Here is an 8,099-nt window from a genome sequence, read left to right on the forward strand (position 1 = left end):
AAGAGATGCACGTTCTTTTAAATTTGCGAAAGTAGCTCAGGGGTAGAGCATCACCTTGCCAAGGTGGAGGTCGCGGGTTCGAATCCCGTTTTTCGCTCAAAAAAATGTTGCCCGTCAACATTTTTTTAATGCTAAGTTTGCTCGAGTGGTGGAATTGGTAGACACGCCGGACTTAAAATCCTGTGCTCTTTGGGGCGTGCGGGTTCAAGTCCCGCCTCGAGTACCACAAACCCCTGAAATCAATTGATTTCAGGGGTTTTTTATTTTAAAGGGGCAACCGAATCCCAAAAAGAATTTTTAATAATTTAAATCATGTAGTTATTCATTAACTTTAGTTACGATATAGATTACATGCTAAAAAAAATATTAAAAATATCCGCGTTATTATTTATCGTATTAATATTGATGATATTTGCCTGTAACAGCATAATTTCAAACACTGCAGAAGAAAGAACGTACTCAGATATATCTTTAATTCCAACTAATCGCGTCGGACTAGTTTTAGGCACCTCTAACAGATTAACTGACGGATCCCCAAACCCATACTATACGTATCGCATAAACGCTACCAAAGCACTCTATAATGCAGGTAAAATCAAATTTATTCTTGTTAGTGGAGATAACGGTAGCATTTATTATAACGAACCGGATACATTTAAAAAAGATTTGGTAAAAGCGGGCATCCCAGAAAAAGTGATTTTCTTGGACTATGCAGGTTTTCGTACATTAGATTCCATGTTCAGGGCAAAATTTATATTCGGCCTGGACAACGTTACGGTAATCTCACAAAAGTTTCACAATGAAAGAGCTATTTATATAGCCAAACAAAAGGGCTTGAACGCAATAGGCTTCAATGCCAAAGATGTTTCTACCAGTCAAGGATTAAAAGTGCAAATAAGGGAATACCTTGCCCGGGTCAAAGTATTCATAGATATGATATTGAATACACAACCCAAATTTTACGGCACTACTATAGAAATTAAATAAGTAATATTAAATAGACTAAATTTAAGAGCACCAACCAAACCGTTTATAATGCTCGATTTTAAAACAATTCTAAAAAATTTAGGTCCCGGACTTTTGTTTGCTAGTATGGCCATTGGCACATCTCATCTAGTTTTATCTACCAAGGCAGGAGCACAATATGGCTGGGTAATGGTCATACCTATTATTCTGGCAAACATTTTAAAATACCCTTTCTTTGAATTCGGTGTTCGCTATACAAATGTTACTAACAAGACTTTAATAGAAGGCTATTTAAACTGCGGTAAAGGGTATTTGTGGTTTTATGCCTTAATTACCTTAGTAACTACATTCACTATCTTAGCGGCCTTGTATACGGTTACCGCTGGGCTTTTTATGAATCTATTTGGTATTGGCCATAATTCAATAACCATGATAGCATTGGTCTTATTTTTAATTATAAGCGCGTTACTCATTTTTGGAAAATATAAGTTTTTGGAAATTAGTTTAAAATTCGTGGTCAGCATACTGTTCGTTGCTCTATTGGTGACCACCATTTTAGTACTGGTGAAAGGACCGGTTGCACATGCCCCAAGCTTTGAACCTTTACCAATATTCAACGAAATGGGAATATTATTTTTAATAGGACTCATTGGATGGATGCCAACCAGTGTAGAAGCCTCTAGTTGGATTAGTTTATGGAGTATAGAAAAATGGAAAACTCAAAGTAAGCCCAGCCTAAAAGAGTCTTTACAGGAATTTAATATAGGATATACCATTACGGCCATATTGGCTATTTTCTTCATGATCATAGGATGGTTTACCCTCTATGGCACAAATATGCAACTAAGTAACAATGCGGTAAGTTTTGCCGATCAAGTAGTTAAATTATTTACCCAGCATATTGGATCATGGGCCTATCTCTTTATCGCCATTTCGGCTTTTGCCACTATGTTCAGTACTTGTATGACCGCTCATGACGCTTTAGCTAGAGTAAGTTTGGATATTATCTCTCTATTAAGACCAAAAAATAAATGGTACATTACCAAAACAGCTTTCGCTATTGCAGTATTGGTCTTGACCATTATCAATTTTGTAGTTATAGCAGCATTTAGCGCCAATATGGGTAATTTGGTAGCCCTGGCAACCTTTGTTTCTTTTGTCGTAGCCCCCATCATAGGATACATGAATCTTAAAAATGTGACCAGTAACGATATAGACCCAAAATTACGACCCGGTAGAAGATTAAAAATACTTACCTACGCCGGTATTTTATTTCTCTCGTGCTTTGCAATTTATTATTTCTACGTTATTGTAATCTAAACAATATAAAAATGAACATCATCATTCTACGACAAATAACGTACGTTCATTCTGTTTGTGAAGAAAATCCAGACAATAGGCACCATTAACACAATTGTTTACAATGTTTTCTTCGCCATAACCAGTTGCCTCGATAATATTGTTCGAGCTCAATCCATTACTCAGAAGATAGTTTTTAATTTCATCGGCCCTAGCCTGTGATAATCTTTTGTTGGATGAACTGCTTCCCCTAGTATCCGTATAAGACTGTATTCTTAGTCTCATTTGAGGAAAACGTTCAACGGCATCTATTACCTTCTTCAATTCACTTTCCACCTGAGCGTTTATTACCGACTTACCTTTATCGAAATAGAATTTGTTAAGTTTTATAACCGTTTTATCTTCTTTTTGTGTCACCAAGTCTTCCATTCTTGCAAGACCCATATTAAAAGATGTATTCTGTATTTCTTCCATGCCCTCCTCAGAGTATGTCGTGGAGAATATAGAATACCCATCGTTCATAGCCTGTATGGTAACTTGAGATGTCCATGGTATCTCCAATCTAAAGCTACCGTCTTCACCAGCTATAACTTCTTTTAAAATATCGCCTTGTTGATTCAACAATCTTACCTGAGCACCTTTTAAACCAACCTTATTTCTTAGGTTGACCACTTTACCACCTAGAGCAAATGTTTTTAAACCAGGTGCATTTTTAAATTCGAAACCATAAAGGTCATCACCACCTTTACCGCCTTCTCTATTAGAAGCAAAGAAACCTGACAAGCCTGTATTCTCAACATTTCTAATAATAAATCCAAAATCATCTGCATTAGAATTTATTCCCGCACCTAAATTAACGGGTATGGTATAGGAGTCATTGGGCAACATATTGGCCTTGTATATGTCCATTCCACCAAGTCCATAGAATATATCAGAAGAAAAGTATAAACTACCATCAAAAACGTACGGTGCAATTTCGTTGCCAGGTGAGTTAATTCTAGGACCTAAATTAATTGGCGCAGACATAATTTGCCCGTTGTTCGTATACACATAATATAGATCTGTACCACCGTAGCTATCATCAAAATTAGCGGCAAAATACAAACGCTCGGTAGCATCATCAAAGTAAGGGTAGTAAAAGGAAGTACTTAAATCCTTTAATATAAATCTAAATCTATTATTCTTTGCAAGTGTACCGATCGCCAGAGCATTTTTACCGTTCTCGTCATATCTAAGCTCGCCGTCTTCTTCGTTGGATAGAATATAAAAAAACGTTTCCAACTTTTCAGAATAGTAAGGTGTAGACTTATGAAATTCAGTTGCCGGAATTTCTTTGAAATTCTCAACATCTTCCAAGGTATTGTTTGTGCTTAATCTTGCAAAATAGATATCTAAATAAGATTCACCGGTAGGCTCATATACATTTTTACTGTTTCTACCTCTACTACTACTGAACAATATTCCGTTCTTATAAAAAGCAGGCGAGAAATCTCCTTGAGCACTGTTAATACCTAAATCACGCACAAGACTATTATCCATATTCGATGGAATATCCAATAAGCTGTAATTAAATTCGGCATTCTCCAAAAGTTCAGGAGACAATTTATCCGCTTTTGACTTCAAAAACATCTTAACCCTATCTTTTTCCGAATTTTTAGAAAGACTCTGCAACATTTTATTAAATCTGTTTACAGACATAATAGTATCGTTCCTATTTACCTTTAAATAAAGTTCAGAAGCATTATCAAACCTACCGGTACTGAAATAAGAATCTGCAAGATTTAACAATTGATGGTTGGTCAATGAATCTTTCTGCATTTCACTTTTGTACGCTTCAATAGCTTTTTCATATTGATAGCCATAAAAAAGATCGTCAGCTTTAGACTTTTTGTTTTGTGCCGTACCAAAAAATGGTACAAAAAGCAGTAATACTATGATTAATTTAAATTTCATTTACGTTCTCTTTAAAAGAATCTAGGCGAATCTACTTGTTTAGGCTTACCCTTGGCATTCTTATCACTACTACTCTTGCTTTTTGAAGGTCCCTTTCTACCTAAATAGAACTTAAGTATAATTTCGTGAGAGCCATTATTGAAGTCTCCAAGCAAGTTTGTATTGTAATCATATGAATATCCTGCAAACAAGGTATTGGATATTTGAAAACCAGCCAAACCACTAAAAGCATTATCCAATCGATAAGAAACCCCAGCGGTTACGACGTCGGATATCAAGAAATTACTTGATAGGTTAACGTTCACCGGTGAGCCGGATATGGTATTTACCAAGAAGGCAGGTTTGAACTTTAAATTGTCCGAAAGTTCAAAAACATAACCACCAATAAAGTTAAACTGAATTTTATCTTCTACTATGGACGCAATCTCATCATTATATATGCCTTCTGTCAAGAAGTTGGGTACCGAAGCACCTAGATACCAATCTTCTGAGTATAAGAACGCACCGGCGCCCACCGTTGGATAGAATTTGGTAAGCATTTCATCATTGAGATTTTCACCTGGGTTTTCAAAAGTTCCCTTAGAAAAATCAACATTTAAGAATGAGCCTCCTGCATCGATACCAAACGATAATTTTGTCTCATCCGTAACCATAATTTGGTATGAATAAGAAATATCCGCATAGGTCTGTGTTGCAGGCCCCAATTCATCATTTACGATATTTATTCCCAAACCTACTTTTTCATTCTTAAACGGCAAATTAGCACCAAAACGAAATGTTCTGGGTGCACCAGGTATATCTATCCATTGTGCCCTGTACAGACCTGAAAATTCAGGATTCTCAACAGTACCAACATAAGCCGGGTTAAAACTACCTATATTATACATGTACTGTGTATACTGTGGTTCTTTCTGCGCAATTGCCTTAAAGCTTAACAGAGAAAATAGCACTAAAGCAATAGTATAACTCGGTTTATAAAAGTTATAATCCATAATTTATTTTATCTAATAAGCTGTATCCAACCTTTTTCCATTACGGCAGGTTGATTATTAACACTATAGTTCATGATATAAAAATAAGTTCCCTTTGGTGATTCCTTACCTTCATAAGTACCGTCCCAAACATCGCTATCGTTTACTTTTTCTGTTTCAAAAACAAGGTTTCCGTAGCGATCGTAAATTTTTATTTTGTATTGCAAATTAACCTCTACGTGCACACCGGTGACGGGATCGGTCATAGTTCTATTGATACGAAGAACCTCATTCTGGTTATTCCCGTTAGGGGAGAATTGATTGTAAAGAAATCCTGGATCGGCAGGGCTTTTCTCTATTACCTCGACCGTTACCGTAGCTTCATTGTTTTCAGTATTACCATCTCTAGGCGTAGACCTAATAATGTTTGCGGTATTTGTAAACGATCCGGTGGCAGGAACCCTTGCTCTTATAATCAATGTTGCAGTCTCTTCCCTATTTAAAGTCGGAATATTCCAATTACCGGTTATCTCATCATATGTACCGTTAAAGTCTGACTCAGCAGAAACAAATTCAAATCCGTTTTCAATAGCAATTAAATCGCTGACAACGATGTCCGTTACCACATCAGATTCCGAAACATTGGTAACCCTAATAATAAATTCTACTTCATCACCAACCAATACCGTATCTGGACGAGCTTCTTTTTCAATTTTAAGATCAACGCCTTCTGGCGCTTCAGTACTTAATTCAACCGTAGCTTCATCATTCTCCGGGTTATTGTCCGAAGGAATAGATTCTAACAACACAGCTGTATTGGTATACGGACCTTGCTCTGCAACTACTACGGTAATGGATAATTCTAAAGATATTCCTGCCGCTAGCTCTGAAATAGTCCAGTTACCCGATACCTCATCATACTCTGTAGCCTCAGGAGCATCTGCCGAAACAAAATCAAAACCTAATTCTAAAAGATCGCCAACAACAATAGCCCGTGCTGTTCTATCCGATAAGTTGGTAAGCAATATTTTAAATATAATGGTATCGCCAATTAGAGCATCAACATTATCAACAGATTTCAGCACCTCTAAATCTATAGGATCATCGCAGTTGGGCGTTGCCACTGGATCACAAGGATCATCTGGATCAGAGCCATTGGTCTGTTCGTCCAAATCTGAAACCCCGTCACCATCCGTATCACAGCTACCGTTAAAACGGTTGGGAATACAAGGATTGTTATTTGCAGGATCTTGCTGGTCATTAACACCATCATTATCCGCATCTTCCGTATTCGAATCTAGCGCATCTATTATTCCATCACCATCTTCATCTAAAGGATTATCGATATTATCACCAACTTCATCACCATCATTAATACCGTCACCATCTGTATCTTCATTAGTAGAATCAGTACCAAGAACTACTTCCTGACCACCTAAAAGACCGTCATCATCATCATCGGTTTCACAATCGCTTACGTTTATAGTGACCTCTACGGTAAGGTTTTCACAAGGTGCCGTAGAATTAGTTGTTGTATAGCTAAATATATAAGCACCAGAAGTAGCACCTTCAAAATCTACAACATTGGTAGAACTGATATCAACATCTGTTTCAGGACCAGAAACAAAAATCCAAACTCCGGGATCAGCACCAGAAAGTCTCGTATCTAAATCAATAGTTGTAAGTCCGTTCGCAGCTACATTACAAATAGAACCGTTTGTTGCCGTTCCGGTAGTTGCCTGTGAACCTATTCTTGCAACAACAGGCTGCCTTTCTGTAGTACATTCGTTCTCTGTAGCTTCAACGTAATAAGTAGCCGTAGCGTTCAATGAAGGAGTCGTAAACGTTTCACCCATTGCTATAGGCGTAACCGCATCTAAAGAATCATACCAATTTACAGAGGCGCCATCAGTTGGCTCTACACTTAACAGCAATGTACCAGGGCCACAACGTTCGTTATCGTTAATTTCGGTTAACTGTGGCAACACATTACGAACAATTTGCACCTCTATAGTTCCACTAGCACAATTATTGGCTTCATCATAGAAAAAACCATAATATGATGCAGGTAAATCAACATCTTGAGCCTCAGCAACCGTTAAGTGTGAATTGGTATTCAACGGATTAGAAACCCTACTCCAAGTTAAAACCGTACCGGCAGGAGCCGTACTACTTGTAAAATCGAATAAGTTCGCAGAAAAATCATCTCCTGCCGTTTCTACGCAATAGATATTGGAAACCGAAGTATCTAAAGTAGGCGCCGCAACACAATTATCATCATCTTGTATAGTACCTATAGCAGAACCATTGCTTCCCCTTTGTACATTATTAGTCGGTATCCCTAATTGAACCGTAAATGTTTCCGTATTTTCTAAAATAGCATCATTGATAACCGGCACTGTAATCTGTTGTACTTCACCTGCATCTCCATCAAAAGTAAGCAAACCGCCGACCCCTGTGTAATCTTCATCTTCTGTAGCCGTATCATCAGCAAAGGAATAAGTTACGGTTGTACCACCTACAACTTCCAAATCCAAAACCACATCAAAAATCATTTCACCAGCTGCATCATCTTCATTTAACGATTCATCTGAAATTGTCAATGTAGCCTGATCATTATCGTCAATTTCAACAGTCGCCGTTCTCGTAGCCGCAGTTCCTAAATCATACCCCGTACCATTAATTAAAGTCAAGATTACAGTTTCAGTCCCTTCTTGAATAGCGTCGTTTATAGGCGAAATTTCAATTTCAGCCTCTTGCTCGCCAACTGGAATACTTACGGCATTTTCACTTATTTCGTCATAATCAATATCATTATCAGCTGTACCAGAAATGTTATAGTTAACTATTATTGGACCAGTAGTATTATTGGGAGCACTTAAACTTACGGTAAATTCTCCGGTTGAAACC

At 37.4% G+C, this 8,099-nt stretch carries 5 protein-coding genes and 2 tRNA genes; 4 read left to right on the forward strand and 3 right to left on the reverse strand.

Features of this window, described 5'->3' with window-relative positions; genetic code table 11:
* Positions 1-25: 25 nt before the first annotated feature.
* The 4 genes from QZ657_RS08560 to QZ657_RS08575 all read left to right on the forward strand — a co-directional run bounded on the left by QZ657_RS08560 (position 26) and on the right by QZ657_RS08575 (position 2,286).
* Positions 26-97: transfer RNA gene (locus QZ657_RS08560), tRNA-Gly, on the forward strand.
* 42 nt (positions 98-139) lie between these two features.
* Positions 140-226 (forward strand) — tRNA-Leu (locus QZ657_RS08565).
* A 125-nt stretch (positions 227-351) separates the two neighbouring features.
* The gene (locus tag QZ657_RS08570; RefSeq protein WP_291966265.1) at positions 352-987 is read left to right on the forward strand and encodes a vancomycin high temperature exclusion protein; all 636 of its coding nucleotides are present in this window, start codon (positions 352-354) and stop codon (positions 985-987) included.
* Positions 988-1,035: 48 nt separating this feature from the next.
* Entirely contained in the window at positions 1,036-2,286 is a 1,251-nt protein-coding gene (locus QZ657_RS08575) for an NRAMP family divalent metal transporter (RefSeq protein ID WP_291966266.1), read from the forward strand.
* Positions 2,287-2,307: 21 nt separating this feature from the next.
* Here the strand turns inward: QZ657_RS08575 and QZ657_RS08580 are convergent, their stop codons facing one another.
* The 3 genes from QZ657_RS08580 to QZ657_RS08590 all read right to left on the reverse strand — a co-directional run.
* On the reverse strand, positions 2,308-4,218 hold the full coding sequence (locus QZ657_RS08580; protein ID WP_291966269.1) for an OmpA family protein: 1,911 nt from the start codon (positions 4,216-4,218) through the stop codon (positions 2,308-2,310).
* Positions 4,219-4,229: 11 nt separating this feature from the next.
* Positions 4,230-5,210, reverse strand: a complete 981-nt coding sequence (locus QZ657_RS08585) for a type IX secretion system membrane protein PorP/SprF (protein WP_291966270.1) — start codon at positions 5,208-5,210, stop codon at positions 4,230-4,232.
* An 8-nt stretch (positions 5,211-5,218) separates the two neighbouring features.
* The coding region (locus tag QZ657_RS08590) for a Calx-beta domain-containing protein (RefSeq protein ID WP_291966271.1) at positions 5,219-8,099 on the reverse strand (2,881 nt) is incomplete at its 5' end.

This window comes from Maribacter sp. (assembly GCA_020629415.1).
Lineage (GTDB): Bacteria > Bacteroidota > Bacteroidia > Flavobacteriales > Flavobacteriaceae > Maribacter > Maribacter huludaoensis.

Excerpts from the sequence above, each read along its gene's own strand:
- QZ657_RS08570 (WP_291966265.1), top strand. The coding sequence starts at position 352 with ATGCTAAAAAAAATATTAAAAATATCCGCGTTATTATTTATCGTATTA.
- QZ657_RS08575 (WP_291966266.1), top strand. The coding sequence starts at position 1,036 with ATGCTCGATTTTAAAACAATTCTAAAAAATTTAGGTCCCGGACTTTTG.
- QZ657_RS08580 (WP_291966269.1), bottom strand. The coding sequence starts at position 4,218 with ATGAAATTTAAATTAATCATAGTATTACTGCTTTTTGTACCATTTTTT.
- QZ657_RS08585 (WP_291966270.1), bottom strand. The coding sequence starts at position 5,210 with ATGGATTATAACTTTTATAAACCGAGTTATACTATTGCTTTAGTGCTA.